At 64.4% G+C, this 20788-nt stretch carries 1 protein-coding gene (cut by a window edge); it reads right to left on the bottom strand.

Annotation, left to right across the window (positions count from 1 at the left end; genetic code table 11):
- Window positions 1-20788, bottom strand: partial view of an LEPR-XLL domain-containing protein gene (locus tag H1D44_RS00035; RefSeq protein WP_181512804.1) — the 5' portion only. It extends 5234 nt beyond the left edge of the window; only the first 20788 of its 26022 coding nucleotides appear in the window; the start codon lies at window positions 20786-20788; its stop codon lies beyond the left edge, outside the window.

The following is a 20788-nucleotide window of genomic DNA, read 5'->3' as shown; positions in this document are numbered from 1 at the left end:
GCGTCATCAGCGCAGAGGTATCATCCACCACGAAGACGTCGTCGCCGTCGTGGCCATTGACCGTCACGCGGCCGTTGATGTCGGCACCGTAGTTGATGCGCTCGACGTTGTCGCTGGTGACGCCCTGGGTCGAATCACCGTCCATCCGCGCAATGAAGTTGCGACGGATCAGGAACAGGTCGCTCATGTTGCCGTCGACGTGGTCGTTCAAGTCACGATCGAGGATGTCGGTATAGTCATCGAAGCCGCGTCCCTCGATGAACAGGAAGTCCACGCCGTCGTTGATCGCCCCGCTGTCAGCCACGGTGATCTCGTAGTTGGCGCTCTCCCCCTGGTGCAGCACGATGCGATAGGTATCGCTGCCGCTGCCGCCGTCCAGGGTCAGCAGGTCTTCACGGCTGTTGAGCTCGACCACGGTGATCAGATCGTCGCCGTCTCCGCCGTAGAGTTCGATCTCACCGATCAGCTCATCGGCGTGCAGCATCAGGTCATCGTCACCGGCACCACCGTCGAAGCGCATGCCTTCGCTGGCATGAATGACGCCGTGCACGCGCAGGGTGTCGTTGCCTGCGCCGAGGTCCACCTCCAGCCGACCAAGCCGGTGGTCGCCGTCGAAGGTCACGCGGTCGTCACCGGCGCCGCCGTGGACCAGCACCTGGTCGGCAATGATCCAGCCGCCCAACCACAGCTCATCCCTGTCCTGACCGGCATTGAGCAGTACGCTTTCGGCCTCGATCCGGCCCTGCAGCTCGAAGTCGTTTTCGCCGTCACCGGTGTCCAACCGCACGGTAGTGGCGATGAGCAACGCATCTTCTTCGATAAGCCAATGCTGGCCTTTCTCGTCGCCACCTTGCATTACGATGGAGTCACCCGCTTCAAGCGTACCGCGCAGCACGCTTGAAGCCTGCGTATCGTCGAGACGCGTACCCAGCAGGGTTGTCTCCCAGGTTTCCACCCGGAGATGGATATCGCGGGAGGCCCTGAGCACGACTTGATCGTCTTCGATGACGATGCCGTCGCCTGCGGAAACGAAGATGCTACCCTGCTCGGCCTCCACCAGAGCGCCGTTGGCAAAGGTCACGATATCGCCGTTGTCGTGGGGATCGCTGCTCTCCATGGCGTAGAGATAGATGTTGCCGGAGTGAGAGATCAGGTTCTCGCTGACCGTCATGGGGCTGTTGGTGGTGATCTCGATGTCACCCGCCGCGGTCAGGCCGTCCTCATGCACGACCAGGTGACCGGTATTGTCGAAGTAGACGCTGCCGCCCGTGGACGTCCCCTGCAGGTTGCCGATGGCGGCCTTGATGACCTTGTCGCTTCGCCCGATATCGCCACCGGCGATCAAGTGCACGTTGGCCGAGAGCAGGTTGTGCTCCTCGTCTTGGCGCAACACGCTCTGGATCGAACCCAGCGCGGTCAGGAAGGCCAGGGCACTGCCTTCCCTGCCACCACCGGCACGCACGGTGCCCAGCGAGAGTTCATCGCTCAGCTCGGTGACGTAGATCGAGCCGGCACCGCTGCCACCGCTGTCGGCATCGATGTCGACACGCCCCTGGGTACGAATGACCAGATCCTGAGCCACGCTGCCGATCCCGCCCAGCAGGGTATGCAGCTGGAGCCGGTCTGCGATGACATTGGCTGCCAGCGGATCGTGGTCGCCTGCCATCTCATGCAGGGGGTTCGCGCTGATGATGGAAAGGTCGGCGCCGAGTTCCACGCGACCCTCCTGCGCATCGATCAATCCGATGCGCATGTCGCCATCGGGGGTGCGCAGCGAGACGTTTTCGGCCGCGGTCACGTAGATGGCACCGAGCCGTGCCTCCAGCTCGAGTGGGTTGCTGCCGTCGCTGGCGCCGACGCTTCCCGTCTGCGCTTCCAGGTAAATGTCGCCCTGCTGGGCAAGGATCTTGAGCAGATCATGGCTCAAGCCATCCATGATGTTTTCGACTGCACTGACACCGATATCGCCGCGCTCCGAGAAGAGCGAAGCGATATTGGCGCTCTCCACGGCATGCAGCCAGATCGACTCCTGGGCCCTGGCCGTGATCAGGCCGCTGCCCAGGTCGAGGTTTATCCGCGCCTGCTCGCTGCCGATAGCGCCCGTCGCTGCCTCCAGGATGGCACCGTCACCGATGATGGTGGCATCGCGCGAGAGTATCTCGCCACGCACCTTGATACGGATGTTTCCATCCAGGCCTTCTGCTCGACCTGCTTCGAGCTGGGCAATGGTGATATCGCCCTCGGACCCCAGATAGATGGCGCCTCCGGCAGACAGGTACACCGCCGAATCGCCAGACAATGCCACCTGGATGTCCGAGCGCTGATCGATCACCACATGGCTCAGGGCCCGGCCGTTGTTGACCTCATCGGTAGGATCCAGCATGACCTTGCCGAGCTGAACGTTCCGCTGCTCTTCGGCAATGACCTCCGGCGCCATCGTCCTCAGCGACAGGGTATCGCCATCCACCGCCAGGACTTCGAAATAGATGCCGTTGGCGGTGTAGTTGAGCGTATCGCCATTGACATAGAGCCAGTCGCCGCTGGCCAGGTCCAGCCCTCCCCAGTCGCCGCCATCGCTGCGCACCAGCTCGAGCTCGGTACTACCGTCACCGGTCTCCTGCAGGTTGCGGAAGCTGGCTTCGGCATCCACCAGCGCCCCCTCCAGATAAGTGATGTCATTACGCTCGGCCGCGGAGAGCAAGACACGCTCTTCCTCGCTGAGCGCCCCGAAGGAAGGCGCGTCTTCCCCCCCTCCGGTAAGGTCGATCACGACATAGTCATCGATGGAGCCGATATTGGCGCCCGCCGTGATATGGATGTCACCGCCGGCGTGGATGTTGGGTTCCTGGATCTCGAACTGGGTGCTGGTGGTTTCCTTCAGCAACCCTTCACCCACCAGGCTGAGCAACTCCTGCTCCGTCCATACCTTGACGTTAGCCGTGACAGCGGCTTCGTCGATGCTCGCCTGCCAGTCAAGATCCAGGTACTCCGGCGGGCGCTCGCTCGCCGGCACTTCAGCACCATAGAAGGTCTCGTGGAGCTCGTGATAGCGAAGCGTTCTGGAAGCCTCGATGGTCTCGATGGCTGCAGCCACCCGGTCATCGAGCTCATCTTCGGGCACGCCATCATCGCGCAGGTTCTGGCGCATGGAGGCTGCGATCGCCTCACGCTGCTGCGCATTCAGGGTCACCTTGGCGTCCGCATCGTAGTCGACGACTCGCCGGTAGGTGAGGGTCTCCCCCGACGCCACGCCTGCCAGCGCGTGGGCCGACAACAGCCAGCCCCGGTTCTCGCTGGCCAGCAGGGACTCCATGGCCAGACGCAGGTCGTCATCGTCGATAGACTCGAGATCAAGCGTCGTGGGAGCCTCTACCAGGTCTTCGCGGGCGAGAGTGGCCGTCGCTCCAGAGCCCAGTAATTGATGCACCGTTGCTGCGTCATCGCTGCCCATGGGGGTCAGGTCGACGATGCCGGTAAGCTTGCCGTCGCCGTCCCGCTTCACCAGCACAGCGTAGTGGTCATCGAGCTGAATCAGTTCGTAATCAGCGCCATAGGTCAACTCACCGATGCGATCATCGGATGCAGCAAGGCGGTAGTCCCAGTACGCCTGGTACTCGGACGTACGCCGTGCCACCAGGTTGTCGATGGCTTCCTGAACACGGCTTTCATCGGTGAGGGAAAGCGCCTGCCATACGCCATTCTTGAGCTCCTCGTAGGTACGCTCATCGATTTCGACAATATCGTTGACATCGATCAGGCTGCCGTCGATCGCCAGGTGCACATCGCCGCCGGCCTGCAGGTGGAAGAGGCGCAGGTCGCCATCCACTTCCGCCAGCCTCACATCGCCGCCGGCATTCACATTGACGATATCCGCAAGCCGTTCGGTGGCCGCCACCTCACCGCTACGCGCACTGGAGTCGATGCGCAGCGAATCGAGCAGACCGCTACCGGCCCCGATACTGCCTGCCGCATTCAGGGTAATGGCCTGGCCACTGACATGGGTATCGACTGCCTCGTGCCCGAGAATGCTACGCGAGCTCTCGAGGTAGACATCGCCACGCTCGGCCGTGACGCTGGCAATGTGCAGGTGATCGGGCTGAGAGAGGGAGTTGCCGAGCAGGATATCGCCCCTTGCACTGTGGGCTGTCACCCATCCACCGTGCGTCACCACGTCCAGTGTCTCGGCGACGGGCTCGTCATCCGCGCCCACCTGCATTCTGCCGATCCCCTCATCGGCATTCAGGACGACGTCACGGCCACTGACGTCCCGGTTGCCCGGGTTGTCGCCGGCGAAGCGAATGCTGCCTTCGGTGTCGATGCGCGTCGTGCCGGTATCGTTTCGCAAGGAGTCGGAGAGCACCACGTCTCCCACGGATTCGATATGAATGCGCCCCGCTTCCTTGCCGAAGAAGTTGATCTTCACCTCGCGATCGGCGGCGACGTCGTGGGTGTGGGTGACATGGGTCACAGTGGTCTGCGAGAACGTCTGCTCGTAGGTCTTGGTGCCGATCCAGTTGGTGCTGACATGGTTCATCCCGGAAGTGGCGTAGTACCCCTTGGGAATGTAATTGTCGCTATCCAGCTTGATCGCATCATCCGATCCCTCCTCACCGATGTATATCACGCCGTCCCCTGACGATCCGGGGGTCGACTTGTTCTCCTCGCTGACACGAGAGTACTCGTAGCGGCTCTGATCGCTACTGCCGAGATAGATATAGCCCTTCTCGTTGGAATCCGACGGCTTGAGGAAACGATCAAGCTCGATCGTCCTGCTGCTGGACTCATCGGGCGGGTCGGAAGCGAGCGCACTGAGCCCAGCCCAGGCAGACGTCCTGATGGTGTACTCTTCGCGGGTTTCGTTGACCTGCATCACCTCGAAGGCGTAGCGCAGTCCCTGCTGGGGCGAGAAGGTCAAGTCGCTGTAGTCGATCAACTCGTCGCGGGAGAAGAACTGATCGTCCTCGCCGGTGCGGGAGACCACGAAACGCCCCTCTTCCTCGTCATAGTAGGACTCGAGGCGCCTGACCTCATTGCCGTTATCGAGACGCCGATCGATGATCGTCAGGTTCCCCGACCCGGTATTGACCACGTTGAGCTCGGCCAGGTCCAGGGCATAGGAGGTCTGGTTGTCGATATTGATATGGCCATAGCCGGCCATGACATCGATCAGGCCATCGCCGGTATTGATGATGCGGCCCTCGATGTGCACGTTGCCACCCCGCACGATGACATCGTCCACTTCGATACGTCCCGTTTCCGGATTGTACGCCACATTGACGCCGCTGCTCTGGGACGCCTCGGTGAGCAGGAAGGTACTGCTACGATTGGTGTTGCGAATCTGCTCGGCATCCGCCTGGGTGATGACGATGTCGAACTCATCGATGCCGCTCTTGATATGTCCGTTGAGATTGACCCAGTCGGCATTGATGGTGATGTTCGCCGCTTGCAGGCTGGGCGCACGATTATTCGGACCATAGGTCCAGTTCTCCAGCGCCTCGAAGAGCTCCTCGCTGTTATCCGGCACCTCGGGCAGGAAGGGGAACATGTCCCGCATCCAGTCCGGAATGGTAAACTCCCCCCCGTCCGCGGGTTCCACCCACCCGTTGGTGAAGTCGCGGATGACAGCCTCGGGCAGCGGCCCCAGTGTGTAACGACTGCTATTGATGGTCACGTTGTCACTGGCCTGGATGGCCAGGCCACGTACCACCACGGAAGCATCGGGGTTGCCCTCGAGGCCGCTCAGCTCGAAATCCTGGCCGGCAGCAATCAGCGCATCGGCCAAGGGAGCGTATATGCTGCCTTGCACCAGCACGCTGGGATCGGCAAAGTCGCGGTCGAAGGTATCCAGGTAGAGATCGTAATTGGCGCTGACCCCCAGCCCCGCATATAGCGCGTCAGCCGCATCCAGGTCGCCGATCTGCCCGGCATTGGCATAGCTGTTGACAATGGTGATTTTCGGCGAAGGTGAAGCATCGGGATCACCGTCGTAACCGAAATTGGCCAGTGAGGTGCCTGTCAGATCGACAGGCAGCCTATTGAGATCATTGATCTCCTGGTCGTTGGCCATGATGCTGCCATTGAGATAGACACCCCCCAGCTGCTCGTTGATGGTGATGTCATTGACCACCAGCCTGGCCGGCAGCTTGTTGAGAATCGTGATGTTGGAATCCGTGGGTGAAATCAGGTCGCCACTGCCCACCAGGTAGTCGGCCAGCACCCGAATGCGGCCTGCGGTGGCATCGATATCATCGAGGTGGATTTCCAACACCTCGCGGTTGTCCGGCACCACCTCGCCGCTGTCGGTGGTCGTGCTCAAGCCACGGTCGATCAAACGCTGCTTCAAGCGATCCACTTCAGCAGAGAACTGATCGACAGCACGCTGTGAACCGACTCCCACGTAAGCCCGCAGTCGCTCCTCAGCCTCGTAGAGGGCCTGGAAGAGCTCGGAATCGGTGCGCCCGAAGCCGATGGTGAAGCCGATATCGTCGAATCCCGCTTCGGCAACGATGGCATCCCTGAACGCCTGGAAGTCCTCGGCATCGGCAGGGTTCAACGCCATCAGTTCCTCGAGGGTTTTGCCGTCGGCCAGGGTGATGACCAGACGCTGATCGCGGTTGATCCCCGTTTCGACCACGCCGTCCACGGTCACCCCGCCGATCGACACGGAGCTCGTCGAGCCGCCTGTGTTTTCGAAGCCGCCACCGCCAAGCAGGTTATCGATGGCACCCAGCGCCGAATTGACCCAGTTCACCGCCTTGGCCCTGGCCAGCATGGGTACCGGATCGTAGTCATTGGCAAAGAGGTTGATATCCCCGCCGCCACGCACCGCCGCTTGGCCGCCCACCAGGATCTGGTTGTTCTGCAGCACCCGGATAGTGGCATCGACATCATCGAAAGGCAGCGCACTGCCGGCAAAGGTGTCCACCGCTGCCGCGATACGATGCTCGTCGTACCCGTACTGGGAATCACGCCCGGCCAGCAGCCAGATGTTGCCGTCGGCGCGTATGCTACCGGCGGCAATCGTCACCAGATTGTCCGGCCGGAACACCACATCCGCACGGCCCACGCTGACGCTCGCGGCGCCGTAGACGTCCATATAGATCACCGCGTTCAGGTCCGCCTGAGTGTTGGCGGAGGCGGTGAACTGCCCGAAGGCATCGATATCGGCGCCTCCCACCCTGACCTCGGCCAGCACCGCATCGGCATCGATCAGCGTCTCGACGCCGCCGCCGGCCCCCAGGCCACCGGAGGTGAGACTGGCACGGTCCTGCAGGTCGAGCACGTTGCGCGCCCGCAGCTGAATATCGCCGCTGCCGTCGCTGCCGCCCATGCCATCGGGGCTGACTGCGGTACTGGTACGCAGCTGGGCCGCGTCCTCGATCTGCACCCGAGTATCCAGGTCCACGGTGATAGTCACATAAGCGCCGCCACCCGCAACGACGCCATACACTTCACCCCGACTGTTATCCCGGTCATTGGTGACTTGATCGTTCTTGATCGCTTCGGTGGTCGCAGACACGCCGATTTCCGAGGCCAGCAGGCTCGCGCCTTCCCCCACCCGGGCAAGCGTCTGCAAGGTCAGATCATAGATGCCCTCGGCGCCAGCACCGGCGATCAACCCGCCGGTGACGGCCCGCATCTGGCCATCGACATCGACTCGCTGCAGCGCCGAAATCGTGATGCTGTCCGCCGTATCCACCAGCGTCAGAGCGGCATCATCGGCCACTTCCGCGAGCACCCGGGAGTCGGCGACGGCCCGTACACCCACACCGGCCCCGCTGACCAGACCGCCCGACCCCGCCACGGTATCCATGCGGCTGATCTGCTCGCTGCGTGCAATGACATCGACACCGCCGAAGCTGATCACATCGGCGCCTTCACCGATACGCGCCGTGGTAACGGTGGTCTGGGTCAAGCGGTTGACCGACGCACCTGCGGCCAGCAGCCCTCCCGCATAGCTGTCGGAAGCGGCATTCATGCTGCTTTCCTGCAGCGCCATCACGCTGAGCCCCACCTCGGGAGCCGGCATGATGAAGTCATCGTCGAGCGGCGCGCCGGTCCACCCCTCCCACGCCTCGGGATCGATGGGAGAGGAGTCGCTGTCGCGAAGCGCCTGCTCGCGTCGCGCCTGAAGCGTGCCGTTGGCTGCCAGCGTGACCGCCGCTGCACTGCCCAGCTCCGCCAGCACGTTCGTGGTGTCACGCAACCGCACGACGGTGGCGTCCACCCCCACCAGGGCGCCACTGGCGCCGGTCGCCTTGGCATTGATGTTATGGCCACTGGACGGCCGCTCGAGCGCGGCGCGAATGTCCAGCGTTTCCGCCAGGATATCGACGTCCGTCGCATCACCCTGCGCGTCACCGACCCGCGCCTGGATATCCATTCCCAGGGTGATGATGGTTTCGGAAACGCCCACCGCGAGCCCACCGGCGGAAACGCCCAGCGTGCTCGACTCAAGGAGAGGTATCGCACTGGCGGCCACCGTCACGGCACCCGCATACAAGGAGGCACCCTGTCCAACCCAGGCGTTCACGCCGGTCGAGAGCTCGATCTCGGAGCGGTTCCCGGCCCCGGCGCCGATACCCGCTGCAACGGCGGTCACGCTCAAGGTCACGGTATCCTCACTGGTGGATGCCACCGTGATGGACTCGAGCACGGAGCCCTCTGCATAGGAGGGATCTCCCACCTGGGTATGGGCGCCCAGGTAGGCCTGGGTATTACCCTGCAGGCTGGCAATGCCGATGGAAACGCCGGCCGCCACATACCCGATCGCGCCGCCAGCGGCTGTCAGCTGGTAGTCGCGCTGCGCATGGGCCAGCACCTCCAGCTGCGATGCCGAGAGAATCGATACCCCCTGCCCCTCGGCGCTGCCGCTCTCCAGATAGCTCAACTGTTCGGTACGATCGGTCAGGGTCACTACCTGACCGCCGACCGCCACCGAAGGCGCCGCGGCGCCGCCATAGGCTTGCAAATCGGCATCCGCGTCGAACTGGCTGGCGACCCGGACCGTACCGCCCGCCGCCAGGTCACTGCCATACCCGACGGACGCACTGACCGCGCCGTTGAGCTCGAGCACGGCAATGGAGATGCCCACGCTGGCGAAACCGCTGACCGCGCCGGAGCCGGTGAGCGTATGCTGCTCGAGTCGCTCCTCGGCCTCGACGGTGATGGCGTTGCCCGCCGCGAGGCTGACGTTGCGCCCTACGGTGGCGGCGGTATCGCCAACCAATTGGCCTTCCTCGACATCGAACAGCCGATCGGTGGACAGGCCTGAGGTCAGGTCACCCATCACCTCGTTGGTGCGAGCACGATTGGCCTGATTATGATTGCCGGCATTGGCCGGGGCGTCGAAGTCGTTCTCGAACGCCTCGCGCTCTGCCTCCTCGTCGAAAGGCTCGCTGCCGGAATCGCTGTCTCCCGCCGCTTCTTGAAGATCGAACTCACCCCCCTGGAAGCCAGCGAAGGTATCGCCGATCAGATCGTTGAGCTCCGATATCTCGGCGAAGCTCTCCTCACTGAGGCCAGCCCCCAGGCTGATGACCGAGATGGCCCCCGCCAGGCCTGCGCCGAGGCCACCGGCGAAGGCCACCACGCTGGAGTTGAGATGACGCTCGAGTTCCGCCTCGATGCTGATCGAGCCTCCGGCATCGATACGGCTGCCGTTGCCGACAGTGGCCCGGGTCTGCTCCCGCAGCACCATGACGTCAACCGAGGCCCCCGCCCCCACGCCGCCGACTGCCGCAGCCCCGACGCCCTGCAGATAGCCGGCCAGCGAATCACGCTCGTTGACTGTCGTGGTCGTCGAAGCCAATACCTTGACGTTGCCACCTGCCACGAGATGGCTATTGTCGATTCGCGCTTCCGTGATGGCGCTGGAGGTCATCACCGAAACGGCTCCGGCCAGCCCGGCGGTACTACCGAAGGCCCCGGTTGCCACGGTGATCCCCAGATCCATGCGCTGGCGGGCCTGTACATCGATATGCTGGCTTGCCACCAGGGTGGCGTTGCTCACCAGGGCGATGGCTTCTGGATTGAGCAGCCCCACGGCCAGCGCAGCGCCAATGCCTACGCCGCCACTACCCGCCGCGGCACCGATGATGTAGCGCCCGTCGACCCGGTTGTTGGCCTCGACCCGAATGCTGCCGGCGCTGAGTTCAACGTCCTGGACATAGGCAAGGGTCTGGATGGACAGGTCGATGGCGCCAGCCGAGCCCGCCGCTGCGGCACCGCCAAGCCCCACGGCAACGCCAATCGCCACCGTCAGGAAAGTGACATCGGCACGCGCCTCCACGTCGATATTGGAGGCAGTGACCATGGCACCGTCGCCCTGGTAGTCACCGCCATCGATCCAGGCCCGGGTCTGGTGGTCGAGCAAAGACACGTCGACACCCGCCGCGCCGGCAGCGGTCATGTCGATGGCGGCAGAGCCGCCGCCGCTGTCGCCATCGCCGCGATGCAGGGCGCGAACCACCACATCCCGGTCACTGCTGACCCTGGCGTTTTCGATCCAGGCATGGGTATGCCCGCTGATACCGTCAACCGTCACGTTGGCGGCCAGCGCAGTCGCCGCGCCACCCGCCACGGTCATGGCCAGGGTGAGAAACTCCATGCGACTGGTGGCCAGCACCACCACGCCGTTGCGGTTCTGCTCGGCCCAGCCGTCTTCCCAGCGGTCGATGACATCCAGGCCGTCGCCGTTGCCATACGCATGCACGGTGGCGCCCCCGCCAATCCACGCCTCGGACCGGCTGCCCATCAGGTCGACGCCGACCCCACCGCCCAGGGCCACGGCACCGACTGCTACGGTGCCCAGGGTGATGCGGCTGGTATCGAAACTGTCGGCATGCACCAGCAGGCTGCCGTCGGCGGTCACATTGCCACCATCGATGCGTGCCTGGGTGGCATTGGCAATCAGCGAACTGCCGGCGTTACCGGCGCCGGCGCCGAAGGTGCCGTAGGTCACCCCGGCAATCACGATCAAGTTCTCGGAGCGCGAGTCGGCGGTGATGCGAATGTTGCCTTCATCGCTCGTGGTCAGGGTCGACGCCTGGCTACCGGCCAGGATGGAGTTCTCGATGTCGTGGTAGGAGACGGAAATGCCGGCGGCACCGCCCTTCACCGCCACGTTGACCTGGGCGCTGGCCGAGGTGATCTTGCTGGTGTCGCCAGCGGCGATGACGATATCGCTGGCCGCCGAGACCGTAGCGCCTGCCACCACGTCGGCACGGATATCCTTGCGCGTGAAGTTGAGCGACGTGGTCCCGCTCAGGGCCGCAAGGCCGGCCACCGCGCCACCCAGCGAATAGGCATTGATGCGTGAATCGGAGTGTGCGGCAAGGGTGACGCCACCCGTGCTGCTTGTCACCGTCGCACCGTTCTTGATCAGGGCATGGATGCGATTGGCGGCATGATCGGTGGGATCGTCGGGATTGCCGCCAATGTAGTTGTAGGCCATGTAGCCGGCCATGGCGAAGGCGCCGGCCCCGGCACCCGCCGCGGTAAAGGCGTTGAGACCCAGGTCGTCGCTGGCCTTGACGGTGATGTCGCCCGTCGCGCTCAACGTGGCGCCATCCACCACCGCCTCGACGTCGGTGCGCAGCCAGTTGAGCGACAGTGCCCCCGCCACCGCTGCCTTGCCGGCACCGGCGCCGCTCAGGGCGAAGCTCCAGATCTGGTCTCCCTGCTCCGGCGTGGCGGGGCGGTCCTCGTCCTCATCGGCCTCGGGAATCAGGCTGTCGTCGGTGTCGATGCTCGGCACGCTGGTCACACGAATCAGCTCGGCCACCACATCGATCTTTCCACCCGCCGTCACGCTGGTGTCGGCTCCCTCGATACCGGCCTTGAGCATCGACGCCATGTCGTTGGTGGCGGACGCCCCCGCCAGCCCCGCCGCACCGGCCCCGGCGGCAGCCCCCGCCACGTTGATCATGATCGGCGCCACCGAGGCGCTGACGCTGACGTCGCCCTGGGTCGCCGTGACATCCGCACCGTTGCGGATGGTGGCCAGCAGGTCGTGCTGCATGAAGTTGATGCCGATGGAGCCGGCCAGGGCCACCTTGCCGGCCCCGGCGCCGCCCGCGGTGATATTGAGCAACTGGGCCTCGGCAGAAGCCACGACCTCGACGCTGCCTAGGGTAGAGGTCAGCGTGGCATCGTCAACGATCGCCGCCACCTGGCCGGGAATATAGCCATGGTCGCTCTCGATGCCGGCAAGGATCAGCATATCCTCCGAGGCATCCACGTCATCGTCGCTGGTATTGTCGACGGTACGCGACGGGTCGGAAGGATCGCCGCCGATGTAGTTGAAGGAGATGGCGGCACCGCCCGCGGCCTTGCCCGCACCGGCCACGCCAAAGGCCATGTTGACCAACCCCTTGCGGTCGGCTGCGACGACACTGATATCGTCCCTGGCCGTGACGCTGGCACCGCCGGTGATCTCGGCGCGCACCGAAGAGCGCATCCAGTTCAGCCCCACCGCAGCCGAGCCTGCCGCGGCACCCGCCCCGGACCCGGCAATGGAAATGTTGATGACACCGGAGGACCAATCGACGTTGGAGAGATCCCTCGGCGCAATGTCCGGCTCGTCCTCGTCGGGGTCTTCGCCCGGTGCCAGCTCGGTGCCCTCGGTCTCGAGATCGATGCCGAGACCGATAGCCGAGAGATCGAAATCGCCGCGCGTATCGTCGGCCAGCCCCGCCCACACGTTGACACCGCCGCTGTGCGCATCGAGCGTGGCGCCGTCCACCCGGGCCAGGATGGCATTGTCGGTCTGCACCGTCCCGCTGCTGACGCCACCGGCCACCTTGCCGGCGCCGGCGGCACCAATGGAAATCACTACCACGCGCGCACTGTCGGTGGCCTGTACCTGGATGTTGCCGCCAGCCGTCAGGCTGCCGCCCTCCACCAGTGCCAGGGTCTGACCGCCAATCACATTGACGCTGATCGCGCCGGCCAGGCCCACCTTGCCGGCCCCGGCGCCGCCGATGGCGACGGAGACCACCAGGGCATCGGAAGCCGCATCCACCAGCACGCTGCCCTGGGTGGTAATCACACTGTCGCGGATCAGCGCGGCGGTATCATTGTCGATCAAGTTGACCGATACACTACCCGCCATGGCCACGGCACCCGCTCCGGCGGCGGCACCGCTGATGGCAATCAGCTGGCTGCGGTCCTGCGCCCTCACCGCGATATCGCCCTGGGCTCCGGTCACCTTCGCCTGGTCGATCGCCGCCATCAGGGAATTGAAGATCATGTTGGCAGAAACGCTGCCCGAGCCGGCCACCTTCTTGCTGGCGCCGACGCCGATGGTGAGGGTGCGCAGCAGCCCGGTATTGGCGGCAAGCACCGCCACTCCGGCGGCCTGATCGATGGCCCCGCCCTGGATCAGGGCACTGGTGGTGTTGGCCAGGTAGTTGACCGAAATGGCGGCCCCGAAGCCAGCCGGCCCGCCCACTCCCACGGCGCCGGAGAGCGACCAGATACTGCTGCGATCCTCGGCGCTGACCTGCACCGCGAAGGGGACGGCCTCGTCATCGACCTCGACAGCCGGTGCCATCAGGTAGGCATCCTTAAGGACGGCTTCAGTGGTGTTCTCGACAAGATTGACCGCCACGGTGCCGGCCAGGCCCACACCCTTGGCGCTGGCCCCGATACCGGCGGAGCCGGCAACGCTGACGATAAGCGCCTCGCTTCTGGCATCCACCGCCATGCCCGCTACGGCAATGGCAGCATCGTCACCGTCGCTGCCCAGGCTGTCGGCTCGCGCTTCCACATCATGGGATAGATGGGAGAAAGCCGCAGCGCCGCCCACGCCCGCCTTGCCACCGCCGGCCACTGCGCCGGCGATCATGATGGTATTGGCGGCATCACGCGCGGTGACCTCCACCAAGCCAAGGCTACCCGCCTCGATATTCAACAGGCCGGCATCGATGGTGCGCTCGGAGCGCAACACGCTTGCCGAACCGGCAAAGCCGAATCCCTTCTGGCCCTTGGCCACCGCCAGACCCGCCGAGGCGATCACCGCCCAGCCATCGCGCAGTGCCTCGACAAGAACGCCATCACTATTGAACCGGGCCACGTGATCGATACGCGCCCGGGTGATGCCCTCCTGGAAGGCCAGAGCCGCCGCGCCGGCCACCGCCACCTGGACATCATCGCCACCCAACGCCAGCGACGCGCCACCGGCCAGCAGGCCGAAGTGCGTACTGTCGTTGGCTGCCACTCGGGTGGCACCCTCGACGTCGAGACTCTCCAGCCCCTGGATCAAGGCCTGGGTATTGTCATTGCCGATATGCACGACTGCAGAACCGGAGACACCCAGCCCGAAACCGCCCTTCTTGTCGCCGCCGCCACCGCCGCTGCCACCGGTTTCGCCACCGCTACTGCTGCCGCCTCCCAGGCCCAGCTTTGCCCGCAGCTCGGCAAGCACGTTGTCGTAATTGCTCTGGTTGTTGGGCCACTTGTTGGGGTCGTCCTCGCCGGTTCCGCCACCGCTTCCACCACCCGTGCCGCTGCCGCCGCCTTCCGAAGACACGCCACTGGCCGACTTGCCGCCGGCCTTGGCGCCAGCCAGCGCCATGTCCACCACCACGCCGAAGGTGCTTGCCTCGACCAGGGCGTCGCCGCCCACCACGATATTGCCGCTGTACCCGGAGGGACCCGACAGGCTGCCGAGCACAGCCGCGGTGTCGCGCTCAACCACCGAGACCACCGCCGAGGCGCCGATACCGACGCTCTTGCCTTGCGCCACACCACCGGCGATACCGAAAGCGTAGGTTTCGTCGTTGGCACTGATGCGCAGCGCCAGGCCACTCTCGTCATCGACGCTGCCGCCACCGATGCGCAGCTCCACGCCATCCTGCACCTGGGCCAGGGTGGTATTGTTGACGACGTTGGCCACCGCCGTGGCATTGAAGGCCACCTTGTCGGCCTTGCCGCTGGATGCTCCCATCCCGAGCAGCACGGTCTCGTTATCGGCCTGCACATTCAGGCTGTCGGCCACCAGCTTCACGCCGCTCTCGATCAGCGCCGTGGCGCTGCCGCCCAGCAGGTGTACCCCCACGGCGGCACCGATCGCCCCGCCGTCCGACTTGACCCCGGCGAGCCCCGACTTGAGCTTGTCGATATCGCTCTTGAAGGCCTTCTTCCAGGCGGCGCCATCCGCCTCGTTGGCGCCGGCGAACTTGGGCAGGCTGACGTTGCCGATCAAGGAGAAGAGGTGGTTGTCGTTACGTGCCACCACGCTGACATTCTGGCCCGGCTCCGGCGACTCGGCCTCGGCGATGTCCCCGGCCTCGCCGAGATTGATACGCGCGCCTTCACGAATCCGCGCATCACTCTCCTGGTTGACCAGGAACACATTGGCCGAGCCGGCAATGGCGAGCTTCTTGCCCTCGGCGGTGGCCATGGTCCAGCTGTCGAAGCTGCCCGGCAGGCCCAGGTTGCCCGACGTGTAGCTGTTCAGGGTGTCGACAAACTCATCGATACGGATATCGAGCGGCGTGCCCAGCGACTCCCAGCGCTCCTCGTCGGAGAAATCCTCCGTGGCGAGGTCGAGTGTCGCTTCGTCTTCGCCCAGGAAGCGATATACCGAGCCGGCCTCGCCGCCGGCCTGGTGGCCATCCGCCACCAGTACCTTGCCTTCAGGCTCGACCGAAACCGCTCCCTCGGCGTTGCTGGTATGGTCGTAGGTCCCTTCCAGGTCGCCAAACGCCTTGCCGGCGGTGTAGAGGTTCATGCCCCACAGGCTGTCGGTATCGATCGTGTTGAGGCTTGCCGCCTCGACGGAAATCGACTCGCCGGCATCGAGGTCGACGTTACCCTCGATGCTGGCGTTGGCGCGGTTGTCCAGCAGGCCGAAGCTCACCGCACCTGCCACCCCCAGCTTGGCCGCGTCCTTGCCGGCAATCTTGTCGTCCTGGGCCTTTTTCTTCTGTGCTTCCGCAGCGTCGTTACCCTTGACCGCAGACCCCTGAGAGTCGCTCAGGCTCTTGGCATACTTGGCGAAGATGGTGTTGCCAAGCACCTGTTTGCCAAAGCTTTTCTTGTCTTCCTTCTTGTTGGGGTCGACGCCCTTGGCATCACCGCTGGCACTCACCGCCGGGCGGTGCTGGCTCAGCGCCTCGACGTCGACCTCTCCCCCGACCTGGATAGTGCTACGCTCATCATCACCCAACGCATCCCCGCTGCGATTGACGCTGGTGCCCAGGCGCGCCTCGGCGATGTTGATGTCGACGGAAATGGCCAGGGCCGCGGCAACGTCCAGTGTGTTCTCCTTCTTTTCATCCGACTCGCGGAAGTGCTTGCCGATGAAATCGGGCGCATACGCCCCCACGGCTTGCTTCGCGGCACCGGTAATCTTGTTGCCAAGCGCCTGTTTGAAGTTGCCGAACACGGCAGTGGGCATCAGGTCGGCATGGGTGGACTCAACGCCGTCACGCAGGCTGCTGGGGCCACCGGAGGGCTTGGCGGTGCCGGCACTGGCGGTGACGGCGCCGTTGCTGTCGCCCTGTTCGGTCTTTGCCTCGACCCTGAGGTTATTGCCCACGGTGATGGTGCCGGCCAGCTGAGCCTCGGTGCGGCTGTGCTCCACGTTGACCGCCAGCGCCACGCCCACCATGCCCTTGTCGGGGGCCGACGCCGCCTTGGTGGTATTGTTCTCCACCGTGGTGGCGGAAACGGTCAGATCGTTGCCCGCGGTAATCCTGGCATCGTCCCACACCATCACCCGCGACTCGCTCACCAGCACGCTTATCGCCACCGCCCCGGCCACCCCGCCAATCCCGCCCGGCGAGGCCTCGACGTTCTGGGTCGTGGTCACACTGCTGCTGAGGTGAATGTCATTGGCCGAAAGATTGCCATGGATATGCACGTTGGAGCGGGTGATCAGGGTACTCACCGAGACGCCTAGCCCCCAGGCCGCCGTGGGAGACACGTCGGCGGTAATGTCGATCTCGGAAGCCACGGTGATATCACCCGCTGTAGCGGTGATCTCAGCATCAGTGCCGATATCGATGGTGGCATTGGCAACGAGGGTGGAGATGCTGCCGAACAGCGAAAGGCCCTGCAAGAAGCCCAGGGCCGAATCGATACCGCCATCGATGGCGCTGATACCGGTGCGCAGGTTGAACCAGTCGCGCTCAGGGTCGATCAGCAGGGCGTCGATGCGTACGTTGGCGCCCTCAAGAATGGCGTTATCGATGGAGACGGAGAGATCGAACAGGCCGACGTCGACGAAGCCGTTGACCGGCGCCAGCACCTTGGGCGGCAGCTGGGCGCTGACGTGCAGATCACCGGCTCCCGTATCGAGCTTGCTGCCGCCATCGATGGTCAGGTGACGGGCAATCAGCGTCAGATCAGCGCCATTGGTGGTCAAGGTCGTGTCTGTCAGCGTCAGCTTGCCGGCAGCGCGCAGCTCGATGTCCGTTTCGAAATTTTGCTCGACGCCGCTAAGCTCGCTGTCGCCGCTCCAGTAGCCGACCAGCGTTCCGCCACTGACATCCACCGCATCCAGACCATCCAGGCTGCCCGCCTGCAGATCGACGACCACCACGTCGTCATCGCCAGCCTCGACCGTCACGTCGTCGACCGCACTGGCCACCCGGAACTGGGTCACACCGCTGAAGCCGGTGGAACGCAGCGTCACATCGCTGCCGCCGGTCAACAGCAGCTCGGCCAGGTCGATATTGGCGAGGTCCGACTCGAGCTCGCCCAAGGTCAGCTGGTCATCGAGGAGGGAAATATCGCCGTTCCCATGGCTCGCCACCAGGGTATTGGTGCCACCGGCACCGTCGATATCGTGCTCACCCGCCACCACGATGAAGCGGTCGTCGCCGCGGCTACCCTTGAGGGTATTGTTGCCTCCCAACCTGGCGTCGAAGGTCACTCCGGCACCCGCCAAGGGCTGGCTGACCCAATCACTATCCGACATGCCGAAGCCAAGCGCATCCGTCAGTAGCGCCGCGCTCTCATTGGCAGCAATCGCGAAGGTGCCCTCGCCTTCAGAGCCATCGCTCACGCGCAGCTGCCCTTCGGCGGTATCGAACTCGGCTTCGAGGCCCTCTACCGAATTGAGCAGAAGCAGCAAATCGCCGATGGTGCGAGCGTCGGCGATGTTGAGCCGGTGCTCGCTGCCGTCGGCCAGGGTGATGTCGAGAATCGCCGAAGTGGCACCCAGCTCCTCCAGTTCGTCGTCCGTCAGGTCGCCACCCAGTGCCGCCAGAAAGGCCTCGGTATCGGCCTGCGAGGCACCACCACGCTGCATCAGTTCGATCAGCGAACTGCCCTCGCCCAGGCCGTGCCAGCCATCGGCCTCCAGGGTGTCATCCCCCTCGGTGCCCACGAGCGTCAGCTGATCGACGTTGACATAGCTCGAGGTCGTATCGCCGATCTCGAAGGTGTCACCGGCGACAGTGACGCTGGAGCCCTGGATGATGAGGTGATCGCGCCCCGCCCCGCCGATGATGTCGTTTTCGCCGCTGCCGGCATGAATCGTGTTGTCGCCGGCCAGAGTGACGAATTGGCTGACACCGTCGCCGCCATACAGGGTGTCGTTGCCGCTGCCGCCCTGCAGCAGCACGCTGCCGCTGTAGCCACGGGCATCCAGCACGGTATTGCCGTGCTCCGCCTGCAGTACGCCCTGCTGGATGTTCTTCAGGGTATCGACACCCGCAGTGCGCTCCTGGACGCGCTGAGAGTTGGCAGTCGTGGCAGCGGCCCCAGCAACCAGGGCCACACTGAACGCCTCGCTGTTCGCCAGCGCCTTGGCAAAGGTGCCATCGCTTTGCACCTCCATGAAGTCACCGACGAAGCGCACCGTCCAGCGCACCATTTCCTGAGGGTCACCCTCGCTTCCCTCGGTATAAATCTCCCGCGAAACCTGCAGATTACCTGCACCAATACCGGTCAGCTGCTCAAGGGCATGCTGCACTTCGAGTGCATCGGCGGCGATATCAAGGTCAGCGGTTTCCTCACCGTCATAGGTAAATCGCACCGTGGTTCCCGGAGCGTAATTCAGCTCCAGGGTGCGCCGTTCCGCCAGATCACCGCGCAGAAGAGTGGCTTCATCGGCATCACCGAACAGGCGCAGCGAGTGCGAGGTGGCAGCCATGGCCGTGTTCTCGCCACCGCCGCCGTCCAGCAGGTTATTGCCTCCGTTGCCGAACAGCAGGTCAGCGCCCTCGCCGCCGTAGAGCTCATCGTCGCCGCTGCCGCCGATCAGAATGGAGTCCTTTTGGCCGGCATACAGCATGTTGTTGCCCGCCACACCCTCCAGACGCACGCCTCCACTGAACAGGCTGGCATCGAGCACGTTGTCGCTCTCGCCACCCACCAGATGGGCGAGCTGGACGTTGGCTAGGGACCACGTCTCCCAGTCACCGTCACCGACCACAAGGCTGGTATCGGTCAGTGTCATATCGACATCGGCCTGGGCTTCGATCAGGTTTTCGTCGCCACCGCCTGCATTCACCTCGCCGCCGCCGGCACCGAGGATGAAGCGGTCACTTTGCTCACTGCCCAACATGAGGGTGCTCGAGGCGCCGTCACGCGCCTGGAAGGTCACGCCGCCAAGCGCATAGCCGGTGGCGCTCAAGGTCTGGCCATTGCCGGCCGCCGCCAGCACGATCTCTACCGGCTGGTGGGTGAACGTCACGCCGCCTGAATCGGCTTCGATACTGGCTTGCTCCCCCTCGTTCGATAGCGTGATATCACCGGAAGAGCGCTCCACCACATAGGTCAGCTCGGCCTCTGCGACACTGAACTCATCGCCCAGGCTGTCGCTCAGGGCAAAGGTGTCGTTACCACCGACGGAGACCAAAGTACTCTGGCCCGCCCCGGCCAGCAGGGTATCGTCACCGCCGCCGCCGACGATCAGGTTATCGCCATTGCGGCCATCGAGAATCACGCCCTGGGTCGCTGCGCTGTCGCCGATCAGAATATCGTCGCCGTTGCTGCCGATCACATGGCCGAAGCCGCTTACCTGCCTGAAACCGCTGGCTTCGCCGGTGCCCAGGTCCACCGCCACCGAGGTGGCGTAGTCGGAATAGTCCAGGGTCTGGCTGTGAAGGCCGACCAGTTCGTCGATACCTTCGAAGGCAATGCCCCCCAGCGACAGGCTGCGTTCATCGAAAAGCGCCCAGCTCAAGCCGTCCACGGTGGCGGAAAGACGGTGCACGAAGTCATCGTCTGCGGGGGTGATATCGCCCTCCTCGCGATACCAGGCCGCATCGATATCGGTGATACCGCTGAAGCTCAGCCAGCTCTCGCCGGCCTCGCCCTGGCCTTCCCCGGTCACCTTCCACTCGGTATCGCCCTCGAGCCCCATGATCCGGTCATCGCCATCGCCCCCCACGAAGTTGATGACCAGGCCCTGGCTGTTGGCCAGATTGAGGGTGTCGTCGCCATCGCCGCCATGGAAATTGACGATCAGGCCACTCACCGACTCGTCGAGCAGGCTGGTATCGAAGCTCAGCGAATCGTCGTCCTCACTGCCCTGGATGGTGATGCCATGCTCTTTGGCCTCGCCGAGATCGAAGCTCTCCAGCAGCTGCACCTGGTCCTCGAGCTGCTCCACCAGTTCCAGTCGCTGCTTGTCCTCGTTCAAGCGCAGCACCATATCGCTGCCGGCAGCCACCGCTGCCGTGAGCGGGTCGGCTGAGAGCAGCATGCGCGGCTCGAGCCCCTCGAAGACGAAACGCGAAGGCTCCGCCTGGGCACGCCTGGCGCGACGCGACTTGCGCGTCAGCTGGGAAATCAGGTCCGACAAGGGCTTGCGCAGGGGGCGATTCAT

It is taken from the genome of Billgrantia kenyensis (assembly GCF_013697085.1).
Lineage (GTDB): Bacteria > Pseudomonadota > Gammaproteobacteria > Pseudomonadales > Halomonadaceae > Halomonas > Halomonas kenyensis.
Note: the sequence above shows the minus strand (reverse complement) of the source record. Positions and strands in the feature narration are given on the sequence as shown.